This is a genomic window from Micromonospora coxensis (assembly GCF_900090295.1).
Taxonomy (GTDB): domain Bacteria; phylum Actinomycetota; class Actinomycetes; order Mycobacteriales; family Micromonosporaceae; genus Micromonospora; species Micromonospora coxensis.
The window spans coordinates 6622421-6647444 of sequence record NZ_LT607753.1; the positions used below are offsets into that span (position 1 = coordinate 6622421).

Sequence of the window (25024 nt, forward strand, 5' to 3'; positions counted from 1 at the left end):
AATCACAGCAGCCCGTTGCCGGCGAAGGCGAGCGGATTGCGATGCGTACTCTGGTAACCCGGGTTATCAACACGGGGCCTAGAGAGCCGGTGCGCCGACGTTTACTGTCGACTCATTCGCCCGCGTGATCGTCGAGTGCAAGGAGGTGACCAATGGCCGGCACCACGGACCTCATCTCCCTGCCCGAGATCGCCGAGCTGGCCGGGGTGCAACGCCCCGTCGTCACCACCTGGCGTCGCCGCTACCCGGGATTCCCCGCCCCGGTGCAGACGGACCGTGGGCGGCCACTGTTCAAGGCGCACGAAGTCGTCGACTGGCTGGTCGACACCGGTCGCGCCGAGCGTCGGTCCATCGAGCCGGACCTCCGACTGCACGTGCTCTCGTGTCTGGCACTCCAGACAGGGGCGCCGTCAGGCGCCGGCCGGCGTCGGGCCCTCACACCGCAGGAGCTGGTGAGTCTCACGACCGCGCTGATCTGCCTGCACCACCTCGACGACGAGCCGCTACGCCCCGACGGCTACACCGACCGGCACGTCGTCGAGGCGCTCCGGGAACGCGCCGCCGAGGCCGACTGGGACGACGAGTTGCTCCGGTCCGAGATCGAGGCACTACCGCCGGACGCGGCCTGGCTGGCCGGGGTGGTGGACGAGCTGATCGAGGCAGCATGGGGCACCGCGCAGGCGTACGAGCGGGTCCTCGCCGCCCGGCACCGCTTCGGCGTGCCGCAGCTCTACGAGGACGCGGTCGTCCCGCAGTTGGCCCGTCTGATGGTCGAGCTCTCCGGCGTTCGGGAGCACGCTGATCTGCACGGCCTCGTCCAGGTCGCCGATCCGCACGCGGGCACGGGCGACCTGCTGATGGCAGCCCGGCAGGCACTCGGGGAGCACGAGCCGGTCATGTTCGCCGCCGAGGCCGACCCGTTGCTGGCCCGCCTCGCCCGCCGCCGGCTGGTGGTGCACGGCGTCTCGCGAGGCAGTTGGCAGCTCGACATCGCCGCAGGCCGGCCGTCGGGCTCGCCCGCCGCCGACGTGGTGCTCCTGCGGCTGCCCTACCAGCCGGCCGAGGCGCGCACCGATCTCGATCCATTCGCCGAGCTCGTCGAGGTGACCAAGGCGCTCGCGCCGGGGCAGACCGCAGTGGTGTTCGGCCCCGCCGAGCTGCTCGTCGGCGCGCTGCCGCCCTACAGGCCGGCCGCCCGCTCCCGCAACGAGCTGCTGGCCACCGGGAGAGTCGAGGCAGTCGTCCAGCTCCCCGGCGGGGTCATGCCCTTCCGGCCCGGCTACCAGAGCGCGCTGTGGGTGCTCAGGCACGAGGAGACGCCCGAGTGGCAGGGGCGGGTCCTGCTGGCGGACATCTCCGACCGGCCGCTCACCGATCGCGTGGTCGAGGACCTGGTGGTCGACGTCGCCACCTGGCGGCGCGAGGGGCACCGGCCCGACCAGCACCTTCGGGCGTACGCCAGTCAGGTGCGGATCGCGGACCTGACGGTGCCCCGACGCCCGCTGACCGCTCGCCGGCCCGCCACGCTGCGTGAGCTGGCGTACGACGGACGGGTGACGGTCGCGGAGCTGGCCGACACGGAGGCCGAGCTCGACCGGCTGGCCGATCCACGCCGCCGGCTGCGCACGCACGTGGCCGCGCGGGACGAGATCCACCGGGCGCCGACGAAGTCCATCGCCGCGCTCGTCCGGGACGGCCATCTCGCCCTGCTCAAGGGCAGCCGGATCGCCGCCGACCACGTCGGCACCGACGGCCACATCCGGGTGATCGGGCCGCCCGAGTTGGCCGCCGGCGCCCGGATCGGCGCCCGCCGGATCGACCGGGCCGTCTTCGCACAGCGGTATCCTCGTGCCCGGCTGACCGAGCCCGGGGACGTCCTGGTGACGGTGACGCCCCGACTGCGGGCATACCGCGACGAGCAGGGCTTCTCGGTTGTCGACTATCCGACGCGGGTCCTCCGCATCCGCCCGGACGGTCGCGACCAGTTCACGCCCCGGGTGTTGGAGGCACTTGTCAACGCCGTGCAGAAGCAGCGACCCAACGGCGCGGTGCGCGCCGCGACCCGGCTGGCTGACCTGCAAGTTCCGCTGCTACCTACCGCCGACGTGGCGCGCCTCGACGCGCTGCTCGCGGCGATGGAGGCGCGCCGTAACCTTGCCCGCCGTGAGCTCGACCTGCTCGACGACCTCGGGCGTCGCGCTGTGGCCGGGCTCACCGACGGCACCCTGACCATCACCGAGGGTCCGCCGCTGGCTGGACCACCCCCATCGTGACCAGCAAGACTGATCGCACCGCACGAACGGATACGAGGAGCACCATGCCCCCCAGGAAGAGGGCGGCCGGGCAGAACGCACTGCCCGGCATGCCGACCATGGCCGACCTTCGCGACACCCTCTGGAAGGCCGCCGACAAGCTCCGCGGCTCGATGGATGCCGCGCAGTACAAGGACTTCGTCCTGGGCCTGGTCTTTCTCAAGTACGTCTCCGACTCGTTCGAGGAGCGGCGCGCGCAGATCAAGCAGGAGGTGCTCGATCAGGGCATCCCCGAGGCCCGGGTGGACGCCTTCCTCGACGACGTCGACGAATACACGGGCCACGGCGTGTTCTGGGTACCGGCGGAGGGCCGCTGGGGGCACCTGGCGGAGCGGGCCAAGGGCGGCGAGATCGGGCTGCTGCTCGACAACGCCATGGACGCCATCATGAAGTCCAACCCGGCGCTGCTCGGCGTGCTGCCGAAGATCTTCAACCGCGAGAACGTCGACCAGCGGCGGCTCGCCGAACTGGTAGACCTGATCAGCGACGCCCGGTTCACCGGCCACGGCGACCGGCCCGCGCGCGACGTGTTGGGTGAGGTCTACGAGTACTTCCTGGAGAAGTTCGCCCGGGCCGAGGGTAAGCGCGGCGGCGAGTTCTACACCCCGCGCAGCGTGGTCAAGCTGCTGGTCGAGATGCTGGAGCCCTACTCGGGCCGGGTCTACGACCCGTGCTGCGGATCGGGCGGCATGTTCGTGCAGGCCGAGAAGTTCGTGCTCAGCCACACGGGCCGCCGCGACGACATCGCCGTCTACGGCCAGGAGTCGAATGAGCGCACCTGGCGGCTGGCGAAGATGAACCTCGCCATCCACGGCATCTCCGGCAACCTCGGGCCGCGCTGGGAGGACACCCTCCACGCCGACAAGCACCCCGACCTGCGCGCCGACTTCGTGCTGGCCAACCCGCCGTTCAACATGTCGGACTGGGCGCGCAGCGTCGAGGACCCGCGCTGGCGCTACGGTGTGCCGCCGGCGGGTAACGCCAACTTCGCCTGGCTCCAGCACATCGTGGCGAAGCTCGGGGAGCGGGGGACGGCGGGCGTGGTGCTCGCCAACGGCTCGATGTCGTCGAAGCAGTCGGGCGAGGGTGAGATCCGGGCGGCCATGGTCGAGGCGGATCTCGTCTCGTGCATGGTGGCGCTGCCGCCGCAGCTCTTCCGTACCACCCAGATCCCGGCCTGCCTCTGGTTCTTCGCCAAGGACAAGGGACCGCAGGGCGCGAAAAGGCTCGCGGACCGGCGTGGTGAGGTGCTCTTCATCAACGCGCAGAACATGGGCACGATGGTCGACCGCACCGAGCGCGTCCTGACCGAGGAGGACATCGCAAGGATTGCCGGCGTCTATCACGCATGGCGCGGCACGGCGTCGGCCCGGACCGATGATCGGAAGTACGAGGACGAGCCTGGCTTCTGCTACTCGGCGACTCTGGACGCGATCCGCGAACACAATCACGTTCTTGCCCCTGGTCGCTATGTCGGAGCCGCCGAGGTCGACGCCACGGGTGAGGAACCTCTTCCCGAAAAGATCGAGCGCCTAAAGAAGGATCTGTACGCCCTCTTCGATGAGTCGGCTCGGGTGGAGCAGGTTGCTCGTATGCAGCTGGAGCGCCTTGATGTCTGAGTCATTCCGGAGGATTCGAGCTGCCGATCTAATCTCCGCCGGCCTCCTTCGCGTCGAGGACGGTAACCATGGAGAGTATCGGCCTCGCCGGGACGAATTCTCAAATGTCGGGACGGCATTCATTCGTGCGGCCGATCTAACTGCTTCGGGCATCAACTTCGCTGGGGCGGAGAAGATTAACGAAGCGGCGCGATCGCGTATCCGTAAGGGGGTTGGCGCACCCTGCGACACAATCCTTTCTCACAAGGGGACCGTCGGTAAGGTCGCCTTCGCCTCGGCTGATTCTCCTAATTTCGTCTGTTCACCACAAACCACAGTCTGGCGAAGCTTGGATCATGCGGAAATAGATCCGAGGTTCCTTTTCTATGAGTTGCAGGCTAGTGGCTTCCAGGGTCAATTGACGGCCCTAAAGAGTGAGTCTGATATGGCTCCCTATGTGTCCCTAACCGAGCAGCGTAAGCTTTGGCTTTCGCTACCGCCTGTTCCAGTGCAAAGGGCAATCGCAGAGATGCTCGGCGCACTGGACGACAAGATTGCCGTTAACGAGCAAATCTCGCGAACGGCTAGCGCGCTTGCTTCCGTCTATGGTCAGCAGTTTCTCTCACGGGCTGACGGCGATTACGTAACGCTCGGGGAGGTCGCAGACATTGCCAAGGGCGTCTCGTATCGAAGTGCTGACCTTGAAAGTGGTAATGACCGACTGGTCACGCTGAAATGCGTTGGGCGTGATGGTAGGTTTCAGGTTGAAGGATTGAAGCGCTACTCGGGTGACTATAAGCAATCCCAAGTCGTCAAGAACGGTGACATCGTCGTTGCTCAGACCGATCTGACTCAACGGGCTGAAGTCATCGGTCGACCCGTCCGCGTCTCCGTTTCTGGTCATGCCGGCCGCCTTGTAGCGAGTCTCGACCTCGTTGCCGTGAGGCCGGGCCCATATTTGTCGCGTGAGACCTTGCTCGCTCTTCTCTCGACGCAAGCATTCCGCGAGCACTCGCTTTCATATTGCAACGGCACGACGGTTCTTCATATGGGAGCACGAGCCCTTCCGGAGTTCCGGTTCCGGCTACCATCCAACAAGATCGTTGAGGCAGCCACTGACGTAATGGCTCCTCTCCTTAGCCGATCAGACGGCGCGCGGTGGGAAGGCAAGGCGCTGGCAGATCTGCGGGATACCTTGCTACCAGGGCTGATGTCGGGAGCGATCCGGGTGCCGAGCGCCGAGAAGGCAGTGGAGGACGCCATATGACCCCGCATCTGCGTGATATGACCGAAGCGCAGTGGGAAGCGTTGGCGCTGGATGCAATGGCCGAGATGGGCTGGGAGTTCGCAGCCGGATCCTCGATCGCGCCGGGAACTGGTGAGCGGGAGTCGTGGGCGGAGCTGATCCTGCCCTGCCGGTTGCGCGACGCCGTCGCCCGGCTCAACCCGCAGCTTCCACCCGCCCAAGTCGACGAGGCGGTCGCCCAAGTGCTCAGCGCCCGGTCTCGTGACGCCGTCACCGAAAACCGCCGGCTGCACGAGCTGATGGTCAAGGGCATCCGGTCCATCGTCTACACCGACCGGCACGGTGCCGAGCACAACCCGACCATCCGACTGGTCGACTTCCGCGACGAGGCCGCCAACGACTACCTGGTCGCCAACCAGGTGACCGTCACCGAGGGCGACCACAAACGGCGGTTCGACGTCGTCTGCTACCTCAACGGCCTGCCGGTCGGGATGGTCGAGCTGAAGAAGGCCGGCGACGCGTACGCCGATCTGCGGGGTGCCCACCGCCAGGTCAGCACCTACGTCGAGGAGTTGCCGTTGGCCTTCCGGGCCAACGTCGTCTGCGTCGTGTCGGACGGCATCACCGCTCGCTACGGGACCGCCTTCACGCCGTTGGAGCACTACGCGCCGTGGAACGTCGACGAAAATGGCGAACCGGTGCCGCAGCCGCCACAGAGTGACGACGACCTGGCGCTGAACCTGGCCCTGTATGGGCTGTTCACCCCGCGCCGGTTCCTGGACCTGCTGCACGGCTACGTCGCCTTCGCCGAAGCGCGGGGCGGGGCGCTCAAGCGCATCGCCAAGCCGCACCAGTATTTCGCGGTGGAGAAGGCCGTCCGCAAGACCGTCGAGGCGACCCGCAGCGACGGGAAGGCCGGCGTCGTCTGGCACACGCAGGGCTCCGGCAAGTCGATGGAGATGGAGTTCTACGCCCACCAGATCGCCACCCATCCGAGCATGGGCAACCCGACGATCGTGGTCATCACCGACCGTACCGATCTGGACGAGCAACTCCTGGAGGCGTTCGCCGCGAGCGAGCTGCTGCCGGAGCGGCCGGTGCAGGCGGTCACCCGGGAGAGCCTGCGTAACGAGCTGACCAACCGGCGCACCGGCGGGATCATCTTCACGACGCTGCAGAAGTTCGGCCGTACCCGCGATGAGCGGGACGCGGGCCGCAAGCATCCGCTGCTGTCGGACCGGCGCAACATCATCGTGATCGTCGACGAGGCGCACCGCAGCCATTACGACAGCCTGGACGGCTACGCCCGGCACCTGCGTGACGCACTGCCGCACGCGACGTTGATCGCCTTCACCGGCACGCCGATCTCCGAGGCGGATCGTGACACCCGGGCCGTCTTCGGCGACTACATCGACATCTACGACCTGACCCGGGCCGTCGATGACGGTGCGACGGTCCGCGTCTACCACGAGAGCCGGCTCATCCCGGTGGACCTGCCGGCGGACATCGACCCGGAGACGATCGACGAGCGGGCCGACACGCTGACCGCCGGGCTGGACGACGCCGAGAAGGCCCGCATCCAGCGCACGGTCGCGGTGATGAACGCGATCTACGGCGCCCCCCACCGGGTCGAGGCTCTTGCCGCCGACCTGGTCGAGCACTGGCAGGCGCGCTCCGAGCAGATGCGCAAGTACATCGGCGGGCCCGGCAAGGCCATGATCGTGTGCGCGACTCGGGACATCTGCGCGAGGCTCTACGACGAGATGATCGCGCGGCTGCCCGAGGGCTGGCACTCCGACGCCGACGACCTCGGCAAGATCAAGGTGGTCTACACCGGCGGCCCTGACGACGAGCCGCACATCCGCAAGCACGTGCGGCGGCCCTCGCAGACCAAGGTCATCCGGAACCGGGCGAAGAACCCCGACGACGAGCTGGAACTCATCATCGTCCAGTCGATGCTGCTCACCGGGTTCGACTCTCCACCGCTGCACACGCTCTACCTCGACAAGCCGATGCGCGGCGCGGCGCTGATGCAGGCCCTCGCCCGGGTCAACCGGACCTTCCGCGGCAAGCAGGACGGCCTGCTGGTGGGCTACGCGCCGATCACTCAGAGCCTGCACGAGGCGCTCGCCGAATACACCAAGAGCGACCAGGACACCAAGCCGGTCGGTCGGGACACCGGCGAGGCGGTCGCCAGCGTCCGGGACCTGCACGGCGTCCTCTGCGGGACGATCCTGGCCGGGTACGACTGGCGCGGCGTGCTGAACTCCGACGCCAAGAACGCCTTCACCAACGCGGTCCTCGGCACCATCGACCACCTGCGCGACCCGAGCCTGCCGGAGAACCAGCCCGAGCCGGGCGAGCCGACCCTCGCCGAACGCTTCCGGCAGGCCGCCGCCAAGCTCGACCGGCTCTACGCGCTCTGCGCCAGCAGCGGCGACATCAACGACCTCCGCGACGACATCGCCTTCTTCCAGGCCGTACGCGTCTGGATGGCCAAGTACGACGTGGAGGACCGCCGGTCCCGGGGGATGCCCATTCCCGCCGAGGTGGCACTATACCTGCGGGAACTCACCGCCGGCGTCATCGAGGCCGGTGGGGTCACCGACATCTACGCGGCCGCCGGCATCGACCGGCCCGACCTGTCTCATCTGGACGAGGCGTACCTGGAGAAGCTGCGTGCCTCCAAGACGCCGAACCTCGCCATCGAGGCGCTGCGGCGGGCCATCGAGCAGACCATGCGGAAGGTCACCCGGCACAACATCGTGCGCCAGGAAGCCTTCTCCGCGCGTCTGGTCGAGCTGATGCGCCGCTACACCAACCAGAACCTGACATCCGCCGAGATCATCGCCGAGCTGGTGGCCATGGCGAAGGAGGTGAGCGCGGAGGCCAACCGTGGGCAGCAGTTCAGCCCGGCGCTCACCGACGACGAACTCGCCTTCTACGACGCAGTCGCGGACAACGCATCGGCCCTGGCCGAGATGGGGGAGGGGCAGCTCGCCGGCATCGCCCGCGACCTGGTGGCGTCCGTCCGCCGGTCCATCACCGTCGACTGGACCTCCCGCGACGACGTACGCGCCAAGCTTCGCTCCACCATCAAGCGCCTGCTCGCCGTTCACGGCTACCCGCCGGACGCCGCAGAGGAGGCCATTCGACGGGTGCTCCAGCAAACCGAAACCTTCGCCGAAGAGTGGTCGCCTGCGGCTTGAACGGGCCCAGCGGTCGAACGCCTCCGTCCGTGAGCACGTCGCACCAGACGCTGCAAGGAAACTGTCCACCCACCTATCAGGGAGCATCGTGGGGTTCCAGACGCCGCAGTACAAGCTGTCCAAGCTCTTGGAGCAGGCGGGCAACGGCACCATCCAACTGCCCGACTTCCAGCGTGGTTACAAGTGGGACGAGGAGCGCGTTCGGTCGCTGCTCGTCACGGTGACGCTGGGGCACCCGCTTGGCGTGCTGATGCTGCTGCAGACAGGTAACGACCAGGTGCGGTTCAAGCCGAAGGCGATCGAGGGTACGCCGCCGGAGGCGGGACAGGAGAGTCCCGACCTGCTTCTCCTCGACGGGCAGCAACGTCTCACGTCGCTGTACCAGTCGTTGACCGGCTCGGGCGTGGTCGACACCGAGGACACGAGGAAGAAGCAGGTGAAGCGGCGCTTCTACATCGACATCGCACGCGCCCTCGAAGACCCGGCGCGCCGGGACGAGGCGATCGTCACCATGCCGGGTGACGGCATCGAGCGGACCAACTTCGGTAAGGACATCCGCCTCGACGTCTCCACGCCGGACAAGGAACGCGTGCACGGCTTCTTCCCGTTCCGGCTCGTCTACGACACTCCTGGGCAACTGGACTGGCTGTGGAAATTCCCGGGCGCGACGGGGGACGGGGCCGCCCGAATGGCGCTCATCCACCGCTTCCAAGCCGAGATCCTCACGCCCATGCAGAGCTACGAGATCCCGGCCATCGAGCTGGACAGGTCGACCACCAAGGGCGCGGTTGCCACCGTCTTCGAGAAGGTGAACACGGGTGGCCTTCCCCTCAACGTCTTCGAGCTGCTGACGGCGACCTTCGCCGGCGACGCCGCATACTTCGCCCAGCACGGCGACGACTTCCGTCTCAACGATGACTGGCAACTGACGGATCAGGTCATCGCCGCGCATCCGGTGCTGCACGGGATTCGCAACACCGACTTCCTCCAGGCGGTGACGCTTCTGGTGACTGCGCACGGCAAGTCGTTCACGTCCGCTCGGAAGGAGGACGTGCTGCGGCTGGAGCTGAGTGACTACCTCGCCTGGGCCGACAAGGTTAGAGCCGCGCTGGTGTGGGTGGCCCAGTTCCTCCGCGACGAGCACATCCACCGCGCGCGGGACATCCCGTACCCGACACAGCTCGTGCCGCTGGCCGTGATCCGGGTGATCCTCGGCGAGGAGGCGGATGTCTACGGCGTCCGCAACCGTCTCCGCCAGTGGTTCTGGTGCGGCATCCTCGGTGAGTTGTACGGCGGTGCCACCGAGACTCGCTTCGCGCGAGACGTGGACCAGGTCCCCGGCTGGGCGAGAGCGGGGATATCCGGCAACACCGACGTTCCGGTCCCGGCCACCGTATCGGCCGCGACCTTCGCCGAGTCTCGTCTGCTGTCCCTGCGCACCCGGCAGTCAGCCGCCTACAAGGGTCTGCATGCGCTGCTGATGGCTCAGGGAGCCAAGGACTGGCGCTTCAACAAGTCCTTCGACTACACCCAGTACCTGGCCCTCGATGTCGACATCCACCACATCTTTCCCAAGAAGTGGTGCAACGACAACGAGGTTCCGCGGAACCTGCGCGAGAGCATCGTCAACAAGACGCCGTTGGCGGCGAAGACCAACCTGCTCATCGGCGGTGCTTCGCCCGCCACCTATATGCGGAAGCTCGAAACCGCCGCCGGCCTTGATTCCGACGAACTGGACGCGATCGTCGGTGCCCACCTGATCGACACGAAGGCGCTGCGGCACGCCGATTTCGAGGCGTTCTTCCTGGCTCGTCGGCGTGCCTTGCTCGGGCTGGTCGAGCAGGCAATGGGGAAGCGGGCGCAGCAGGACGTCGAGGCGGGAGCGTTGACGGGCGGTGAGGAGGCACCGGAGGCGTTCGCCGACGAAGCCGACGACCCGGAGGACACTGACGTGATCGTGTCGGTTGTGAGTAGCTGACTGACCGGCGTCGTCGACCTCGGCAGCGCACTCGACAGTTCTGTCGGGTGCGCTGCCGAGCCTTACCGTCCGATCGCGCTGTCATCCGGTCCGGATGCGGATCCGCACACCGTCACTGGCGCGCGGCCGCGTCGTGCTTCGTGCCGTTGACGAAGGCCGTCCAAGCCTGTGGGTGCAGCGTCAGCGTTGGCCCGTCCGGGTCCTTGGAGTCGCGCACGGCGACGATGCCGGGGAGGTTGGTGGCGACCTCGACGCACTCGCCGCCGTTGCCGCCGCTGCGGGTGCTCTTGCGCCACACAGCGCCGCTGAGGTCAGTCATGCCGCATCTCCCCGGTGATCCTCTTGATCGTGTCTCTCGATTCTGCCTCACCTTGTGCCAGGCGAGCGACACTCGCGAACGCGGCCTCGTAGGCCTGCAGTTCCGCAGGCTTGTCGAGGTAGAGCGCCCCGGTGAGCGATTCGCTGTACACGACGGACGGCTCGGGTGTGGCCCGGCCGCCCTTGGTGGCGGGGAAGTCGAGGATGACGAACGAGCCGGCCACGGCACCGACGTGCGGACCCGCAGCCAACGGCACCACCCGGAGCGAGATGTTGGGACGTTCGGAAGCATTCACGAGCGCGCTGAGCTGACCAGTCATGACCGTCTCTCCGCCGACCCGGCGTCGAAGGACGGCCTCAGAGACGATCACGTCCAACCTGGGTGGCTGCGGCAGGCGACGGGTCAGCAGGCTCTGTCGCTGGAGGCGTACCTGAACCGCGTGGTCGCGCTCCTCGTCGGTCGCGGCCGGCTGGTCAATACGGGCGAGCGCTTGGATGTATTCACGGGTCTGCAGCAGTCCCGGAATTACAGTTTCCTGGTACTGACGCAGTGAGGCGGCCGCGGACTCCAACCCCACGTACAGCTCGAACCAGCTCGGCACCGCGTCCCCGTACGCGTGCCACCAGCCCTTGGACTTCGTCTCCGTGGCGAGCCCGCGCATCGCTTCGGTCATCTCCGCGGATACCCCGTACAGCTCGCACATCGCCTTGACGTCGAGCACCCGGACCGGGCCCATGCCGCACTCGATCCGCCAGATCTTCTGCCGGCTGTATTCGAGAGCTTCGGCGGCGGCGTCAAGGGTCACGCCGGCCTCGGTGCGGTACTGCCGCAGCAGCCGGCCGAGTTGCCGGCGCGGCACGGTCGATCCGACGTCCTCGGTCACTCGGGCACTCCTCGATTCCATGTCGCAACACTGCGTCGCCTGCCCATGCAACAGATATCGATAGCAACAAAGAAAGTCAATGCTTCTGGGCAGAATTCTGCTGTGGAACGTTGCATCGATGATGCGGTCGGTCACAGGATGACCACAGGCCCTGGTGTCGTACCGCTGATCGCAAGCTGCGGCGGCAGGGCGGGGTGAGCCCGTGCGTGCGGGGAGGGCGGTCGGGTTCACCCCTTCCAGTCCACGAGGGGGAGGCAGGCAGCAGATGAGCGGCCGCAACCAGCGACCGGGGGCGACCTACCGCTCCTTGGCGTACACCAGTCTGCTGCCGTGGCAGGTGCGCGAGCGCCGTTTCAAGTCGGTCGGGCTCGGACGCCGCGGCTTGGACCCGGCCGATGTGTACGACTTCCTCGACCGGGTCGCCGGTGACATGGCCACCGTCTACGCGGCCCTGGCCGCCAGCCGCCGGGAGACCGCCGTCATCAAGGACGCGCTGCGTCGCTGGCAGTCCGAGCAGGCCCGCACCCGCGCCGCCCAGGGGCCCGAGGCATGACCCGGCGCTACGTCATCCACCTGCCCGTCGTCGCCCCCGACCTGCCGGCGGCGCAGCGGCTTGCCCGGGTGGCCGGGCGTTGGCTGCAGGTGCTGCCGCAGACCGACCCGGGCGAGATCACCGTGTCCGACGAGGACAACCAGAACGTCCGTCATCGGGTCTTCTGCGACCTGCTGATGCCCGGTGGCCGGCGCTGCCTGCTCCGCGCCGACCACGACGGCACCTGCTCCCGCCGCCTGCGCCGCTGAGCACGGTGTAGACCGGAGATGCCCAGCGGAGCCGACGGCCGAGTGCGGGGGAGGGATCAGTCAGCCGGCGAGTGGGCCGTCGAGCACGTTGATGAGCTTGTCGTCGCGGGTGACCTCGTAGCCGCGCTCGCGCAGCGCCGCCACCAGATCGCTTTCCCGGTCGAGCGGGATCTCCAGATAGTCGCCGTTGAGCGCAGTGCCCTCGCGGCTGCCGAACTGGCGCTGCAGGTCCCGGGGGAGCAGCTCGGAGGCGCGTGCGGTGACCATCGGCGGCCAGTCGCCCTCCACCACCGAGCCCACCTCGTTGATCTCGAAGGGCCGGTCGTCGGGGTATCCGTCCTCCGGCTCGTAGCACTCCGGGCCGGCGGGGTTCCACAGGTGCGTCATGCGGACCTGGCGGGCTTCGCCCCAGGTGCGGGCGGCGGCGAGCGCCTGGATCTCCGCCGCCTCTTCGGCGGCGGTGCTGGCGTCGGCGAAGGCGAGGCAGTCGTGCAGCTGAGCGTGGCCGTAGACCAGGCTACGGGTGGTGGGGTGGTGCGTTGTCATGCCCAGATCCTGCCCGAGGTGTACGACAGGCAAGATCAGGTGTTCCGAGCAAGATCATGCCCGTTCGGGCCAGCTACGCGCGTCGCCGCCGCTCCTAGCCTGATCCGCACGGCATCCGTCAGCGCCGTCGCAGGTCCGGCGCGGGGAAGGCGGCGTTGCCACCAGGCGGAACCGTCGCCGGGACCGTGGGCGACGGGGGTCGATGTGGGGTCGGGACGGAGCGCAGGCTCATCAAAATCGTGACATCCACGACGACCTGTTCGACCTGGGCAGGCATTCGCTGACCGTGGCGCGCATACGTGGCCAATTCAAAGGTGTCGGGTAGGTCGCACAAAGCGCGCCGACTTCCCGCAGTGAGAAGACGTCCTAGCCATCACGCTCGGTCAGCGTCAATGGTTCTGTCGAGGGGGCGAGGCGTTCGGAGCGGCAGGGTCCGCAGTTGGAGGCCGGATCGCCCCGGTGCTGTGGGCACTGGCGGGCTTTGGTGGTGACGGACAGTGCGGCGCCGCGCGGTGGTGTGCCGTGGGGTTGGCCTGCGGGCCGGTTGGTGGGGAGTATGCGTCGCCATCTGCGTGCGGCGGTGCGGCCGGTGGTCTTTGATGTTAGGGGTTCGAGTCCCTTCGGGCGCGCAAGATCAAAAGAGGCCTGGCCTGCCGGATCGGCAGTCGGGCGCCGTCTCATCGGCGGCCGGACGGCGACAGTCTGGCTCATCGAGCATCGTATGCGGGACCAGCCGCGAGGCGCCTTCGAGCGTGGATCGCCGTCGACTCGCCACCCTCGGGCGCAGCCCGATCCGGTGATCGCTCGGGGTTTGCCCTGCGCCACCCGGTCGAGCCGGAACGCTGAACAGGTGGAGCAGCGATCGGGAGGACCGGCGTGGGGACGCCTGCAGTCGGTCAGGCGTGCCCTGTGGTCGTCGGCCGTCGGTGTCGTCGCCGGGGCGGCCACCGCGCTGGTCGGGGCGCCGGAGCTGACACCGCTGGTGATCTGGACGATCGCGGCGGGCACGATCGTCGTCTGGGGGTGGGGCGCTGGTGAACAAGGTCTTCGCGTTCACGTACGCCCGGCTGTACTACCGCGACGACGGCGGCATCGACTGCAAGCGGGACGACCCACCGGCGTACGCCGACTTCGCGTACGCCGCTTTTGCGGTCGGCATGTCCTACGCCCCCGGGCGAGAACGAACCGACCAGCAGTCGCATGCGCCGGATCCCGCTCGGGCACGCGCTGCTCTCGTACACCTTCGGAACTGGCATCCTGGCCGTCGCCGTGAACCTGGTCACCAACCTGGGCCAGTCGTGACCCACGCAGCATGACATGCGCCCGCCGCTGGAACGGCTCCGCGAGGGGCTCCGCGAGGGCGAGAACGACGCGCCATGTGACCGCGAGCGGAACGGACGGGAGTGCCCGATGACGGTCGCCGGTGGCAGGAGAGTCGGTTGATCACCACGAGGATCGTCCTGGTAGTCGCGGTGGCCCTGGTTGTCGCAGCGGGCCTGCTGGCCGGCGTGCTGGTCCAGCGTCGGGCCGGTGGTCGTAGCTACCGTTGGCTGCTCGCGCCGCTGTACCGCGCATCCCGACGCCCCGCCGTCGCCGTGCTGCTCCTCGCGGCGCTGTATGTCGGAATCCGCGCGTACCCCGGCGCGGAACCCCACATCGTCCGGCGCGTCGTCATGGTGCTGTTGATCGCGAGCGTGACGTGGCTGGTGCTTCGCGCCCTGCACATCGCCGAGATGGCCGCGTTCAGCCGGCTGCCGAACGAGACGCGGGCCGACCGCCGGATCCGCCGCGCCCGCACCCAGATCCGACCGGTACGGCGCCTTACCTCGGTCGTGGTGACGGTCGTGGCGATCGGCCTGATCCTCACCACGTTCCCTCCGCTGCGCACCATCGGGCTGTCCGTGCTCACCTCGGCGGGTGTCGTCGGCGCGCTGCTCGGCCTGTCCGCACGCACCGCGCTCGGCAACGCCTTCGCCGGCATCCAGGTCGCGTTCGCCGACGGACTCCACGTGGGGGACGTGATCGTGGTCGACGGGCAGTGGGGGCGCGTCGAGGAGGTGAAGCTGACCAACGTGGTCATCCGGCTCTGGGACGACCGGATGCTCATCCTGCCCACTACCTGGTTCACCGAGCACCCCTTCCAGAACTGGACCCGGCATGAGACGCGGGTGGTCGGCGAGACCCGGCTCCACATCGATCACACCGCCGACCTGGACGACCTCCGCGCCGAGACGAGGCGGATCGTCGAATCGTCACCCCTGTGGGACCGGCACCAGTGGGTGCTGCAGATGGTGGATGCGACGCCCCAGACCGTCGTCGTCCAGGTCCAGGCATCGGCGGCCGACGGGCCGAGTGCCTGGGACCTCCGGTGCGACGTCCGCGAGGGCCTCATCCGGTACCTGCGCGACCACCACCCCGAGTGGCTGCCCCGCACCCGCAGCGAGTACCACCCCTGAGCCCGCACACCGCCGGCTCACTCCTGTTCCCGGTCACCGGTCAACACGGCGCGGGTGCGGCGGGCACCCGGAGGTGCGACCGGCTACCCGCCGTCGCGGGTCCTGCGCCCGCTTTCCGGCCGGCGCCGGTCAGCCGTCCACCCCCGGTAACCTGCCGCGATCCCCGGACCTCGTCCATTCCCGAGGAAGGAGCAGGTCATTGGCAAGCTGTTCCGCAGGCCTTCGATGACGACAGACGGACGGGCATCATGTGCCGGCCGGCACGGCGGCGGGCCGGATCGAGAGGTCGAGTTCGCCGCCGACGACATTGACCTCGATGGTGTCGCCCGGATTCGCCCCGTCATCGAGCAGCAGCGTCGACAGCCGGTCTTCCCACTCACGCTGGATGCTGCGCCGCAGTGGCCGCGCCCCGTACTCGGGCTGGTAGCCCCGGTTGGCCAGCCACTGCGTGGCGTCCGGGCTGATCTCGAGGTTGATGTCCTGTGCGTGCAACTGGCGGGGTTCGTACTCGCTGCGTGCGCGGGCGGGCATGGTCGCCGTCGTCACCCACCGCCGTAAGACCGTCGGCGATCTCGTGCCCGAGCACCGTGTCTGGCTGCAGATCCGTGCGGCCGTCGTCCATGCGTAGAGGTCGGACTTCGCCCACGGTCGTCGTCGTGATGCGTACCAAGGCGTCTGTCGGTCGCTCGGTCCTGGCCAATGTTCGTGCTACAGGTCCGGTTGCGAGGAGCCGGTTATCGTGGGCGTCGGTGGGTAGCCACCGGCCGTGAAGAGGCCAACCGACGACCTCGGCACCCGGTCGGACACCAGCCGTGCCATAGCGTTCAGCGACGCCGTCCTGGCCATCATCATCACGCTACTGGTGGTGGATCTCCGGGTGCCGGACGTACCGCCCGGTCGCCTGCTGTCGGGGCTGCTGGAGCAGTGGCCCGGTTACGCCGCCTATCTCGCCTCGTACGCCTACGTGGCCGTCGTCTGGCTGAACCACAAGGGCGCGTTCAATCGCCTCAAGGAGAGCGATCGGGGGCTGCACTGGGTGAACCTCTTCGTTCTGTTCACCACCGCGCTGCTGCCGTTCCCGACCGCCGTCGTCTCGGACGCCTTGCAGGAGCACGACCAGCAGGACCAACGCGTGGCCGTCGCCTTCTACGCGCTGGTCGGCGCGCTGCTCTGCGCGAGCTGGCTGGCGTTCTTCCACTATCTGTCCCGGCGCAAGGACCTGCTCAGGGAAGGGGTGAGTGAACGGCACTTCCCCGCCGAGCGGGTGCGGGCACTCGTCGGGATCATCCTCTACGTCGCCGCAGGGCTCATCGGTTACCTGGTCGCACCGCTCGCCGGCCTGGCGATCTTCGTCGTGCTGCCGGTGTTCTACGCCGTCACCAGCGCCGGTCTGACCCAGGTGCCTCTCGCCCGCCGGTTCGCGCATCGCCCCCCGGCGTCGGGGAGCTGACGGTCAGACGACCGGCTGGGAGCCCTCGTCGGGATCGCCCTCTGCCACCCCCGGCTGCGGGCGGGCGAACCGCCGTTTCACCCCGGCGGGCGCGGGTATCCGCCGTAATCCGTGCGAAGGGGGAATCCGGGTGGACTACCGTCGGATCTCTCGAGCCGATGGCGCCGACCTCGACCGGTGCCGTCCGCCGAAACGGTCGGCGACGCTACAACATCTCCAGCGGTTGCGGGCCGGCCGGCGGCGGGAACGCCGTGTCGAGTGCCGCCACGTCCTCCTCGCTCAGTTGCAGGTCGCGCGCTTCCGCGTTCTCCCGGGCGTGTTCGGGGTTGGACGACCGAGGGATGGCCGCGACCCTCTCCTGCCGCAACAGCCAGGCCAGCGCCACCTGAGCGGGCGTGACCCCGTGCCGGGCGGCGGTCTCGGCGACTTGGGGGTGGCCGAGCAGTCGGCCCTGCTCGATCGGCGAGTACGCCATCACCGGGATACGGTGCTCGCGTAGCCACGGCAGCAGGTCGTACTCGGGACCGCGGCGGGTGAGGTTGTACAGGATCTGGTTGGTCGCGCAGGCGCTGCCGCCCGCCTCGAGTAGGTCCGTCATGTCGGAAAGATCGAAGTTGCTCACGCCCCACTGCCCGATGTCGCCGGCGTCGACGAGTTCGGCGAACGCCTCGATCGTCTCCGCGAGTGGATTCGTGCCACGCCAGTGCAGCAGGTAGAGGTCGATGTGGTCGACGCCGAGTCGTCGCAGGCTGCGGCGGCAGGCTTGCACGGTACCCCGTCGGCTGGCGTTGGACGGGAGCACCTTGTCGACCAGAAAGACCTCCGGGCGTCGTCCGACGATTGCCTCGCCGACGAGCTCCTCGGAGGCGCCGTCACCGTACATCTCCGCAGTGTCGATCATGGTCATGCCCAGGTCGAGCCCGGTGCGTAGGGCGGCTATCTCGTCCTGCCGACTCGCGGGGCGCTCGCCCAGGTACCAGGTTCCCTGGCCGAGCACGGGCATCGTCTGGCCGGACGGCAGTTCGATCGCGTCGGCAGCGAGGGTCATGTCGTGACCTTTCCGGAGCCTGGGCACCCAGTGGGTTGCCTGCGTTACCCGCTGCGACAGGCAGCACACCTCGTTGCGGACCTCTCCGCGAGGCCCTCGCTGTGCAGAGGGCAGGTGGCCGCATTTCGTCACCGCAGGAACCTCCTCAGGAACCCGCGTGACGTGCCCGACGAGCGCTGGGACGCTGTCCTGATCGCCACTGGCCGGTCGGTGCTGGCCGCCACGCCGTAATGCGGACCGGCCGTCGGTCGGTCAGGAGTTGCGCTCGGCGAAGGGTCCGCTCACAGCCAGTCGTGTTCGCGGGCGTAGCGGGCCGCTTCGTGGCGGGTCCGGGTCTGGGTCTTGCGCATGGCGTTGGAGAGGTAGTTGCGGACGGTTCCCGGCGCGAGGTGGAGTCGGGTGGCGATGTCGGCGACCGAGTAGCCCTCGCCGGTGACCCGTAGGACGTCGGCTTCGCGGTCGGTGAGGGGGGAGTCGTCGGTGACGGCGAGCGCGGACACGTCCGGGTCGATCCAGCGCTTGCCCGCGTGCAGGGTGGCGATGACGGAGGTGATGTGGGCCGGCTCGGCGGATTTGCTGACGAAGCCCTGGACGCCGAGTCTCAGGGCCTTGCGGAGCACGCCGGGGCGGGCGTGCCGGGTCAGCATGAGGACCACCTGCTCGGGTCGCGTACGGCGGATCTCCGCGACCGCGCCGAGACCGTCCACGCCGGGCATCTCCAGGTCGATGACCAGGACGTCGGGGCGGTGCCGCAGGGTGGCCTCGATGGCGCTCTCGCCGTCCTGCGCCTCGGCGAGGACGGTGATGTCGCCTTCCAGGGGCAGCAGTGCGGCGAGGGCCGTACGGAGCAGTACCTCGTCGTCGGCGAGCACGATGGTCGTCATCGACCGTCCTTTTTCGGGGTCGGTGGGGTCGCGGCGCCACGAGCGGGCGGGAACGTCGCGGCTGTCCGGAAGCGTCCCTCGTGCTGCTCCACGATCAGCTCGCCTCCGTCTCCTGCCACCCGCTGTCGCAGCGCGGACAGTCCCCTGAGCTGCGGCGGCGTGTCGGCGCTCGCGCCGTCGTTGACGATGGTGATGCCTGAGTCGCAGAGCGTGATCTGCACGTGGGTGGCTTGGGCGTGGCGCAGGATGTTGGTGGTGGTCTCGCGCAGCACCTGGCCGAGCAGTTCGCTGACGCGGGCGTCGACCTCCGCCTCCCGGGTCACCCGGACCCGGATGCCGGCGGCCTCGAACAGGTTCTTCGCGTTCTCGATCTCCGCGGTGAGGTTGAGCCGCCGTTGGGCGTAGGCGAGTTCCTTGGTCTGCGCAATGGTGTCGCTGACCAATGCGTACGTCTCCCGCAGCTCCTTCTCCGCGCGTGCGGTGTCGCGGAGCAGCAGCCGCTGGGCCAGCGCGATCTTCAGCTTCACCACGTGCAGCGTGTGGCCCTGGATGTCGTGCAGGTCGCTGGCGAACCGGACGCGCTCCCGGACCACGGCCAGCTCCGCCTCGCGTTCCCGGGTCTGCTCGAGTTCCCGGATGAGGTCGTAGAACCGCTCGCCCACCACGGTCAAGACCGTCACCACGACGGTGAGGACAGTCGGAACGAGGACGTAGGTGACCAAGACACCGCCGACGTCATCGCGCTCCACGAGCAGCCGCGCCGCGCCGATGACGGCGACGTAGGTGAACAGCCCGCCGATCGCCAGAGCCCGATACCGCCGTACCTCGCGCAGGGCGAGCGAACCGACGGCGCAGACCCCCCAGTAGGCGTTCGGACTGCCGGTCACCAGCACCCCCAGCGGCCACACCACTCCCGCTACGAGCATGCAGGGCGGTGCGAACCGGGCGAGGTCGTTGGCCGTCCACCGCTCGAAGGCCACCACGGCCGCCACGGCTCCCGGGGCCAGAACGAGGAGGTGCCACCAGGTACGCGCGTCGGTGTAGAGCAGGACCACAGCGGCGATGACGACCGGCGGCAGGGATGTCGCCAAGTTGAGCCGGCGCAGCCTCCCCTGCGTCGACTCGGTGAAGCGCGGCGATCGTGCGGTCACCTTCTCAGTATCCGGCGGCTATGGGCCACGACCAGTGACACCGCGTCACTTGTAGCCGTGACGTGGTTGCACTGACGGCCGGCCGTGATCGCTGCTGTCATGGGGACATGACCACCACCCCCGTCATCGACGTCGACCGACTGAATCTCACCTACGGCGACTTCCACGCCGTCAAGGACCTCTCCTTCGAGGTTCGACCCGGAGAGCTGTACGCCCTGCTGGGCACCAACGGGGCCGGGAAGACCTCGACCCTGGAGGTCATCGAGGGACACCGCAGGTCGACGTCCGGCACGGTGCGCGTCTTCGGGCACGCCCCGGGCGACCGGCGCGTGGTACGTCCCCGGATGGGGGTCATGCTTCAGGAGAGCGGATTCTCCCCGGACCTCACCGTCCGTGAGTCCGTCGGTCTGATCGGCCGGCTCAGTGGGCGTACCGACGACGTCGACCGGGTGCTCGACCTCGTCGACCTGACCGGCCGGGCCGGCCGGAGGGTGGCCCAGCTGTCCGGCGGGGAAAAGCGAAGGCTGGACTTCGCCACCGCCGCCTACGGCACCCCGGAGCTGCTCTTCCTCGACGAGCCGACCACCGGCCTGGACATCCAGTCCCGCGACGCCGTCTGGGCGACCGTCGATCGGCTGCGTGAGAACGGCGCGACGATCGTGCTCACCACCCACTATCTGGAGGAGGCGCAGCAGCGCGCCGACCGCATCGGACTGATGCACCAGGGCACCCTCCACCGGGAGGGCACCGTGGCCGAACTGACCCGCACCTTGCCGGCCGTCATCCGCTTCTCCCTCCCGACCGGGGCACCGGTGTTACCGCTACAGGCTGCGGTCAACGCCGAGGGAGAGGTCGTGGTCGAGACCTTCGGACTGCAGAAGGACCTGCACGTCCTGCTGCGGTGGGCCCAGGACCACGCCGTCGAGCTGCAGGGCTTGGAGGCTGGGCCGACCCGCCTCGACGACGTCTTCCGCGCCCTCAGCAACTGACCCGCCACCCCGACAGGAGTGCCACTGTGCTGTCCATCGCTGCAAGCGAGCTGATCCAGATCTTCCGCAACCGGCTGGTACTGATCACCAGCCTCATCATCCCGGTAGTCGTTAGCGCGTTCTTCGTCCGCCAGCACGAGACCTACGCCGCCCTCGGCAGCCTCGGCTACATCGCCGCGATCGTGATGTTCACGATCGCCGCGTTCGGGCTCTACGCCACCGCCGTCACCACCCTGGCGTCCCGGCGGCAGAACCTCTTCCTCAAGCGGCTGCGCTCCACCGCCGCAAGCGACACCGGCATCCTCGCCGGCCTGCTGCTACCCGCCACCGTTCTCGCACTGATCCAGGTCACCGCGATCCTGACCGCCCTGGCCATCGTCGCCGGGAAGCCGGCGAACATCGCCTTGCTCGTAGTGGCGACCATCGCCACCCTGGCCATGATGATCGGCCTGGCCCTGGCCACCGCCGGGCTGACCAACTCACCTGAACACGCCCAGGTCACCACTCTGCCCGTCACCCTCGGCGTGATCGCCGTGTCCAGCTGGATCGGCATCACCGGCACCGAGGACCTCACCTGGCTCAAGCGACTCCTGCCCGGCGGCGCCGCCACCGAGCTGACCATGAACGCCTGGAACGGTGGCGTCGCCGTGACCGAATCCCTCGCCCTGCTCGCGCCCACCCTGGCCTGGGTCGCCATCGCCGTCACCCTCGCCACCCGACTCTTCCGCTGGGAGCCCCGCCGATGACCCACCGAACCTCGAAAGCATGCGGACCCATCGACGCTGGTGGAAGATCTCCTGCTGCTTCTGCTCCCACCCAGGCCCGGGACCGTCGCGGGGGAGAACACCCACTTCTACGTCCTCGGGGAGCCGTCCGCGCGGACCTCGTCGTAGGCGAGTGACTGACCACTGTGGACCAATGCGGGGCCAGGAGCGTGGGGGGTCACCCACCGTCGGATGACCTCCTGAGCCCGGCGGGGGACTACCTCTCCGCAAAGCCGAGGGGCGTGCAGACCGCACTCGTGGCAGTCGGCCCCCCGCTGCGCGAGCCGGTGTGGGACAGGCTCATCGCACGGGGCGACATCGATCAGGAGCCGCACACGGTGCTAGGCCTGTTCCGCACGACAGCCCTGCCCGAGGGTGGGACCGGACGCCGGGCGCGTCTCTCGCCGACATCCGGCAGGTCCTCGTGGACGGTGCGCAGCCGCAGACCCGCATCGCCGTGCTCGCGGCACTGCTCGCCGCGAGCGGCCCCCCCGCAGTTCCACCGCGGGATCCCGTGGACGCCATCGGTGACGGGCACCGCCGCCGTTGCCCGGGTCGGAGATCACCCCGGACCGAACCGCCACGGCCGCTATGTGGTCGACGGGGTGATGAGCTCGTCGGCGACCCAACGCGCGACGCCAGCGGGGTAGGGCGCCGGCAGCACGAGCACGATGTGCCCGAAGCCGGCGCCGATCGCCCTGCCGACGGCGTCCTGGGTGAGCCCGGGCTGGTCGTAGGAGACGGGCAGGTTGATCGAGCGGGTGATCGACGCGGGGTCGCGGCCGATTTCGGCGCAGTAGCGTTCCAGGAGGGCACCGCGGCTCACGGCGTCGTCGACGTCCCCGCTGGCGATGTTCCAGATGTCCGCGTGCTCGGCGACCACCCGCAACGTGGCGGCTGAGCGGCCACCGATCACGATCGGCGGGTGCGGGCGCTGCATGGGCTTGGGGCTGGCGAACGCCCCGGTGAGGTCGACGTACGTGCCGTGGAAGTCGAACGGCTCGTTGTCGGTCCAGAGCCGCCGGATGACCGTGAGCGCCTCGGCGAGGCTGCCCACGGCGTTGGCGGTGTCGGCGAAGGGCAGGCCGTGCGCGGCGTACTCCCGCCGGGCCAGGGGGTGACCGGGCCGCGACCCGACGCCGATGCCGAAGTCGAGGCGCCCCCCGGAGACGATGTCGACGACCGTGGCGATCTTGGCAAGCATCGCGGGAGGCCGGAAGCGGTTGCTGGTCACCATCACGCCCAGGCGCAGCCGCTCGGTCTGCGCGGCGAGGGCGGAGAGCAGGGTCCAGCCTTCGTACGCCGGTCCGCCAGGGTCGCCACCGATGGGCATGAGGTGGTCGAACAGCCACGCGTGCTCGATCTCGGCGATGGCGTCCGCGTCCTGCCAGACCCGCAGGATGTCGTGGTAGTCGACGTGCATCGGGGCGGTCATGAGCCCGAAGCTGGGCGAGGGCTTGCTTGGCATGGGTCCGTTCGTCCCTTCGACGCGAGCCTGGGAAGACCTGGCTGTGCGGCGGGTCAGGCGGCAGACGGACGCGCAGGCGTACGTCTGCCGCCCGGTCACCGACGTGCCGAGTGATCAGCGGCGGCGCAGCGCCGGCTCCAGCAGAGCGGGCGGGGTGTCGTTCTTCTCGTGGGCGGCGAGGTCGACGCCGGGAGCCACGATCGCGTCGATCGCGTCCAGCACGTCGGCCGAGAGCACCGCGTCCGAGGCGGCGAGCTGCGAGCGGAGGTGGTCCATCGTGCGGGGGCCGATGATCGCGCTGGTCACGCCCGGGTGCGCGGTGACGAAGCCGAGCGCGAGTTGGATCATGCTCAGGCCAGCCTCGTCGGCAACTGTGGCGAGCTGCTCGACGGCGTCGAGCTTGGCGCGGTTGGCGGGGATACTGATGTCGTAGCGCTGCTGCATGAAGCCCGCGCGGTTCGTGCTGATTTCCTGTCCGGCGCGGATCGCGCCGGACAGCCAGCCCGACGCCAGCGGGCTCCAGGCGAGCACGCCCATGCCGTACTGCTGCGTCGCGGGCAGCACGTGGGTCTCGATGCCACGCTGCAGGATCGAGTAGTTCGGCTGCTCGGTCACGTAACGGCTCAGACGTCCCTCGCGGGCGGTCCACTGCGCCTGCACGATGCGGTAGGCCGGGAAGGTCGAGGAGCCGAAGTAGCGGATCTTGCCCGCGCGCTGCAGGTCCGTCAGCGCCGACAGCGTCTCGTCGTCGCTGGTCGTCGGATCCCACCGGTGCATCTGGTAGAGGTCGATGTGGTCGACGCCGAGGCGGCGCAGGCTGTTCTCCAGCGCGGTGACCAGCCAGCGGCGCGAGCCGCCCCGCTGGTTGCGCTCGTCGCCCATCGGCAGGGTCGCCTTGGTGGCCAGGACGACGTCGTCCCGGCGGCCGGCGATGGCCTTGCCGACCATCTCCTCGGACTGGCCGCCGCTGTAGGCGTCAGCGGTGTCGATGAGGTTGATCCCCGCCTCGAGCGCTGCGTCGACGATGGCCGTGGCTTCCTCCTGGGTGGTGTTGCCGATCTTGCCGAAGTTCATCGCGCCGAGTACGAGGGTGCTGACCTGCACACCAGTACGACCCAACGTGCGGTACTGCATGACTGTTCTCCCTTACCGACGTCCGGCGGTACACGGTTTGGTGGTAGCCCGTCCGGTCAGTATCCTGAGCAAGCGGAACACTGTTCCGATAAACAACATACGGAACAGTGTTCCGGATGCCAAGCGGAGTGACGGAGGTAACGCGACGTGGCCGACATCGACAGCGGCACGGAGCAACCGGTCCCGCGCAAGCGGGCCGACGCCCGGCGCAACGAGAGGGCCCTGCTCGACGCCGCCGCCGCGGCGTTCGTCACCTCCGGCGTCGACGTGCCCGTGCGGGACATCGCCGTCAGGGCGGGCGTCGGCGTAGGCACGATCTACCGCCACTTCCCGACCCGCGCCGACCTCATCGTCGCCGTCTACCGGCACCAGATCGAGGCGTGCGCCGAGGCGGGACCGGCCCTACTGGCCGACAGCGACACACCACACGCCGCCCTGGCACAGTGGATCGACCTGTTCGTCGACTTCCTGGTCACCAAGCACGGTCTCGCTGCAGCGCTACAGTCCGACGACGCCGCCTTCCAGGCCCTGCACGCCTATTTCCTCGACCGGCTCGTCCCGGTCTGCGACCAGCTCCTCGACGCCGCCGTCACCGCCGACGAGATCCGCCCCGACGTGGACGCCTACGGGCTGCTGCGCGGCGTCGGCAATCTCTGCATCGGCGCGGGCAGTGATCCCCGTTACGACGCACGCCGCCTGGTCGGCCTCCTCGTCGCCGGGCTCGCATCCGCCAGGTGACGCTGCTGGTAGACGACCGGATCGAACGCGGGCGGCCGGCCGCCTCCGGA

22 protein-coding genes and 1 pseudogene are annotated in these 25024 nt (G+C 68.8%); 14 read left to right on the forward strand and 9 right to left on the reverse strand.

Annotated features, from left to right (window positions below; all coding sequences use genetic code 11):
- The first annotated feature begins 152 nt into the window (after positions 1–152).
- The 5 genes from GA0070614_RS29395 (at position 153) to GA0070614_RS29415 (ending at position 10343) form a co-directional block, all read left to right on the forward strand.
- Positions 153–2273 carry a hypothetical protein gene (locus GA0070614_RS29395; protein WP_088978998.1) on the forward strand — a complete coding sequence of 707 codons (2121 nt, stop codon included), beginning with the start codon at positions 153–155 and terminating at the stop codon, positions 2271–2273.
- Positions 2270–3931: a class I SAM-dependent DNA methyltransferase gene (locus GA0070614_RS29400; RefSeq protein ID WP_231933438.1), complete on the forward strand. Its 1662-nt coding sequence runs from the start codon at positions 2270–2272 to the stop codon at positions 3929–3931. The genes GA0070614_RS29395 and GA0070614_RS29400 overlap by 4 nt, the downstream gene beginning before the upstream one ends.
- On the forward strand, positions 3924–5177 hold the full coding sequence (locus GA0070614_RS29405; protein ID WP_157745128.1) for a restriction endonuclease subunit S: 1254 nt from the start codon (positions 3924–3926) through the stop codon (positions 5175–5177). The genes GA0070614_RS29400 and GA0070614_RS29405 overlap by 8 nt, the downstream gene beginning before the upstream one ends.
- Positions 5178–5194: 17 nt before the next feature.
- Positions 5195–8365 (forward strand): type I restriction endonuclease subunit R, encoded by a 3171-nt coding sequence (locus tag GA0070614_RS29410; RefSeq protein ID WP_231933439.1) that lies wholly within the window; start codon positions 5195–5197, stop codon positions 8363–8365.
- Between the two features lie 88 nt (positions 8366–8453).
- Positions 8454–10343 carry a GmrSD restriction endonuclease domain-containing protein gene (locus tag GA0070614_RS29415; RefSeq protein WP_088979002.1) on the forward strand — a complete coding sequence of 630 codons (1890 nt, stop codon included), beginning with the start codon at positions 8454–8456 and terminating at the stop codon, positions 10341–10343.
- Positions 10344–10455: 112 nt separating this feature from the next.
- Here GA0070614_RS29415 and GA0070614_RS29420 read toward each other — a convergent pair whose 3' ends face one another.
- Together GA0070614_RS29420 and GA0070614_RS29425 are read right to left on the reverse strand one after the other, a co-directional pair.
- Positions 10456–10662: a DUF397 domain-containing protein gene (locus GA0070614_RS29420; RefSeq protein WP_088979003.1), complete on the reverse strand. Its 207-nt coding sequence runs from the start codon at positions 10660–10662 to the stop codon at positions 10456–10458.
- Complete coding sequence (locus tag GA0070614_RS29425) at positions 10655–11545, reverse strand: helix-turn-helix domain-containing protein (RefSeq protein ID WP_088979004.1); 891 nt, start codon at positions 11543–11545, stop codon at positions 10655–10657. Before GA0070614_RS29425 ends, GA0070614_RS29420 begins: the two co-directional genes overlap by 8 nt.
- A 265-nt stretch (positions 11546–11810) precedes the next feature.
- On the opposite strand from GA0070614_RS29425, the gene GA0070614_RS29430 reads away from it, so the two are divergent.
- Entirely contained in the window at positions 11811–12098 is a 288-nt protein-coding gene (locus GA0070614_RS29430) for a DivIVA domain-containing protein (protein WP_088979005.1), read from the forward strand.
- Entirely contained in the window at positions 12095–12346 is a 252-nt protein-coding gene (locus GA0070614_RS29435) for a hypothetical protein (RefSeq protein WP_088979006.1), read from the forward strand. Before GA0070614_RS29430 ends, GA0070614_RS29435 begins: the two co-directional genes overlap by 4 nt.
- A 60-nt stretch (positions 12347–12406) precedes the next feature.
- Here GA0070614_RS29435 and GA0070614_RS29440 read toward each other — a convergent pair whose 3' ends face one another.
- The gene (locus GA0070614_RS29440) at positions 12407–12892 is read right to left on the reverse strand and encodes a hypothetical protein (protein WP_088979007.1); all 486 of its coding nucleotides are present in this window, start codon (positions 12890–12892) and stop codon (positions 12407–12409) included.
- Positions 12893–13926: 1034 nt separating this feature from the next.
- Here GA0070614_RS29440 and GA0070614_RS31725 point away from each other — a divergent pair.
- Together GA0070614_RS31725 and GA0070614_RS29450 are read left to right on the forward strand one after the other, a co-directional pair.
- Positions 13927–14001, forward strand: a pseudogene (locus GA0070614_RS31725) (hypothetical protein); the annotation flags it as partial.
- A 330-nt stretch (positions 14002–14331) separates the two neighbouring features.
- Positions 14332–15348 carry a mechanosensitive ion channel family protein gene (locus tag GA0070614_RS29450; RefSeq protein ID WP_231933440.1) on the forward strand — a complete coding sequence of 339 codons (1017 nt, stop codon included), beginning with the start codon at positions 14332–14334 and terminating at the stop codon, positions 15346–15348.
- 246 nt (positions 15349–15594) lie between these two features.
- Here the strand turns inward: GA0070614_RS29450 and GA0070614_RS29455 are convergent, their stop codons facing one another.
- Positions 15595–15894 (reverse strand): hypothetical protein, encoded by a 300-nt coding sequence (locus tag GA0070614_RS29455; RefSeq protein ID WP_231933441.1) that lies wholly within the window; start codon positions 15892–15894, stop codon positions 15595–15597.
- Positions 15895–16114: 220 nt separating this feature from the next.
- Between GA0070614_RS29455 and GA0070614_RS29460 the strand changes: the two genes are divergently transcribed.
- On the forward strand, positions 16115–16798 hold the full coding sequence (locus GA0070614_RS29460) for a TMEM175 family protein (protein WP_197701369.1): 684 nt from the start codon (positions 16115–16117) through the stop codon (positions 16796–16798).
- A gap of 205 nt (positions 16799–17003) precedes the next feature.
- Here GA0070614_RS29460 and GA0070614_RS29465 read toward each other — a convergent pair whose 3' ends face one another.
- The 3 genes from GA0070614_RS29465 to GA0070614_RS29475 form a co-directional block, all read right to left on the reverse strand.
- A complete protein-coding gene (locus tag GA0070614_RS29465) occupies positions 17004–17846 on the reverse strand; it encodes an aldo/keto reductase (protein ID WP_088979008.1) in 843 nt (280 codons plus the stop codon).
- 281 nt (positions 17847–18127) lie between these two features.
- The gene (locus GA0070614_RS29470; RefSeq protein WP_088979009.1) at positions 18128–18730 is read right to left on the reverse strand and encodes a response regulator transcription factor; all 603 of its coding nucleotides are present in this window, start codon (positions 18728–18730) and stop codon (positions 18128–18130) included.
- Complete coding sequence (locus tag GA0070614_RS29475) at positions 18727–19881, reverse strand: sensor histidine kinase (protein WP_088979010.1); 1155 nt, start codon at positions 19879–19881, stop codon at positions 18727–18729. The genes GA0070614_RS29470 and GA0070614_RS29475 overlap by 4 nt, the downstream gene beginning before the upstream one ends.
- Positions 19882–19988: 107 nt before the next feature.
- Between GA0070614_RS29475 and GA0070614_RS29480 the strand changes: the two genes are divergently transcribed.
- From GA0070614_RS29480 to GA0070614_RS31730, 3 genes are all read left to right on the forward strand, one after another.
- A complete protein-coding gene (locus GA0070614_RS29480) occupies positions 19989–20870 on the forward strand; it encodes an ABC transporter ATP-binding protein (protein ID WP_088979011.1) in 882 nt (293 codons plus the stop codon).
- Positions 20871–20896: 26 nt separating this feature from the next.
- Entirely contained in the window at positions 20897–21616 is a 720-nt protein-coding gene (locus GA0070614_RS29485) for an ABC transporter permease (protein WP_088979012.1), read from the forward strand.
- A 188-nt stretch (positions 21617–21804) separates the two neighbouring features.
- Positions 21805–22284, forward strand: a complete 480-nt coding sequence (locus tag GA0070614_RS31730) for a GPP34 family phosphoprotein (RefSeq protein WP_408630721.1) — start codon at positions 21805–21807, stop codon at positions 22282–22284.
- Here the strand turns inward: GA0070614_RS31730 and GA0070614_RS29490 are convergent.
- Positions 22224–23069, reverse strand: a complete 846-nt coding sequence (locus tag GA0070614_RS29490; protein ID WP_231933442.1) for an LLM class flavin-dependent oxidoreductase — start codon at positions 23067–23069, stop codon at positions 22224–22226. The two genes, GA0070614_RS31730 and GA0070614_RS29490, sit on opposite strands and share 61 nt — an antisense overlap.
- Positions 23070–23216: 147 nt before the next feature.
- Entirely contained in the window at positions 23217–24236 is a 1020-nt protein-coding gene (locus GA0070614_RS29495) for an aldo/keto reductase (RefSeq protein WP_088979014.1), read from the reverse strand.
- A gap of 156 nt (positions 24237–24392) precedes the next feature.
- Between GA0070614_RS29495 and GA0070614_RS29500 the strand changes: the two genes are divergently transcribed.
- On the forward strand, positions 24393–24974 hold the full coding sequence (locus tag GA0070614_RS29500; RefSeq protein ID WP_088979742.1) for a TetR/AcrR family transcriptional regulator: 582 nt from the start codon (positions 24393–24395) through the stop codon (positions 24972–24974).
- Positions 24975–25024: the final 50 nt, after the last annotated feature.